Origin of the sequence: Brevundimonas sp. EAKA, from assembly GCF_000698025.1 — a bacterium.
Classification (GTDB): domain Bacteria; phylum Pseudomonadota; class Alphaproteobacteria; order Caulobacterales; family Caulobacteraceae; genus Brevundimonas; species Brevundimonas mediterranea_A.
Genome location: NZ_JMQR01000227.1, coordinates 1 through 2,245, shown reverse-complemented (window position 1 = coordinate 2,245; position 2,245 = coordinate 1). Strand labels below are relative to the sequence as shown.

Genomic DNA, 2,245 nt, shown 5'->3' with positions numbered 1-2,245 from the left:
CCCCCATGCCCCGTTCGTCATCCGCCCGCGCTCTCAAGGGCGCGCCAGAGGCCGCCGGCCCCACCCCGTTCGAGATCACAGCCGCACGCGTGCGCCAGTCCGTCGCCCTGCGCGATCTCGGCGTCGCCCCCGAAAACCTGCGCGCGGGCGAGCCGCCCGACGACGACATCCCACTGCTCGCCGACACCCTGGTCGCGGCCGGCCAATTGCAGCCCCTGACGGTGCGCCCCGGCCGGCGGAAGGAAAAGGCGCATATGGCGCTCGACGGGCGTCGTCGGCTCCTGGCGCTGCAGCATCTCGTCACGCAGGGCCGGATCGACGACGGCTTCCTGGTCGATGTCTTCCTCGAGACCGACCCGGCGCGTCAGGCCGCGGCCGTCGTCCTCACCAACACCGCCGTGCCGGTCCATGTCGCCGACGTCATCGCCGCCATCGGCCGCATGCTGGCGTCGAAGCTGGAGGTTCCCGCCATCGCCCGGGCGCTCGGCTATGCCGAGATCGAGGTCAAGCGGCTGGCGGCCCTTTCGGCCCTGCCGGAGGTCGCGCTGGACGCCATGAAGGCGGGCCGGCTCACCCTCAAGCAGGCGAAGCTGCTGGCGCGGCTTCCGGAGCGCGACGAGCAGGTCGAGCTGGCCCGCATGGCGCTCGACGGCCATGGCTTCCAGGACTGGCGGGTCAACGAACGGCTGGACGTCAGCGAGGTGAATGCCGGGGACGCCCGCTGCACCCTGGTCGGTCCCGAGCGCTACGCGGCCGCGGGCGGCCGCACCGAAGCCGACCTGTTCGGCGAACGGGCTCCGGTGCTGCTCGATCCGGCCCTCCTGACCGAGGCGTGGATGACGCGCGCCCGGGAGATCGCCCTGGTCTTCGAGGCCGAGGGACTGACGGTGCATGTCACCGCCGGGGCCGAACCCGATCTGCCCGACGACCTGGAAACCCCGGGCTATGTCTATGGCGGCATGCTTCCAGCGGCCGAGATGGCCGCGTATCGCGAAGCCCGGTCCCGTCATGAAGTGGCGTCAGAGGCCGCCGCCGAGGTCATGGCGGGGACGACCGAGCCGGCCCCGGTGGACGCCGTTCTGGTCGACATGATCCGGGCCAGGCTGGCCATGGATCAGATCGCGCTGGGCGGACGGGTCGTCACCCTCCTGGTGCTCAGGCCCGACCGGCGGACCGGGATCAACGTCCGCTCCTGGACGCCCGTCGAGGCGGACATCGTCGAAGATCCGGATCCTCAGGCAAATGACGAGCGGGAGGCCGATCCTTCGGCCGCGCCCTTCTCGCCGCCACAGGCCGGCGCGCCCGAGCCGGAGGTCGAGGGGGTGGGCCACGCCCTTCACGCCCTGCGGACCGAGGTCGCCACGCGCGGTCTGATCCGCGCCCTGGCGGACGATCCGAAGACGGCGATGACCGCCCTGATCGCCCGGCTGTTCAGCCAGATCGTCAGCCGGGCGCATCGCCCGCGCGGCGAGTCCGCGCTCGGGATCGCGGCCCAAGCCTTCAATCCCGTCGGCGGACGGGTGATCGAGACGCTCGACGGCGTGGTGCGCCAGCGGCTCGACGACCGCCGCGCCGCCTGGGAGGCGTCGGGACTGACGATGATCGGCTGGGTCCATGGCCTGGATGACGCCGACCGGGCGACCTTCCTCGCCGAGCTGACAGCGCTCACCCTGGACCTGCGGGAGGAGCGGACCAGCCTGATCCGCCGTCCGGCCCGGGCCGAGGCAGCCGAACTGGCCGCGCTCGCCGACGCCGACCTGACCCGGCACTGGACGCCCGACACGCCGTTCCTGACCGCGCACTCCAAGCCGCTCCTGCTGGGCATGCTCGAGGCCATGGACCAGGCGGATGTCCGGGCTGCCACTCTGAAGAAGCCCGAACTGGTCGCGCTGGTGGCCGAGCAAGCCGCCGCGCGTCGCTGGGCGCCCGCCGGCCTGTCCTGGACCGTCGCGCCCGACCCCGACGAAGGGGAGACGGACGCCGATGTGGCGTCGGCCGAAGACAGGGCCGCGGCCGACGACCTTGGTACGGCCGGCCGGCCGGTTGAAGCGGAAGACACCGACGCTGACGCTGACGCTGACGCATCGGGCGCCGGAGACGTGGGCGATGGCGCCGGGGCCTTCGAGGTCACCACCGCCGGTGTGTACGCGCTGGTCCGCGCCGCTGAGTGACGACTGACCAGGCGCGACCGTCGCGCCGAGAGGCGCGGCGGTCCTGTCGTGCCCGGTAGCCCGGTGGCCACGCT

Annotated in this window: 1 protein-coding gene; it reads left to right on the top strand. The window is 72.8% G+C overall.

Going from position 1 to position 2,245, the window contains the following annotated elements:
* Positions 1-2,171: ParB/RepB/Spo0J family partition protein (locus tag ER13_RS17075; RefSeq protein WP_368664393.1), on the top strand; the 2,171-nt coding region annotated here is incomplete at its 5' end.
* Positions 2,172-2,245 lie beyond the last annotated feature (74 nt).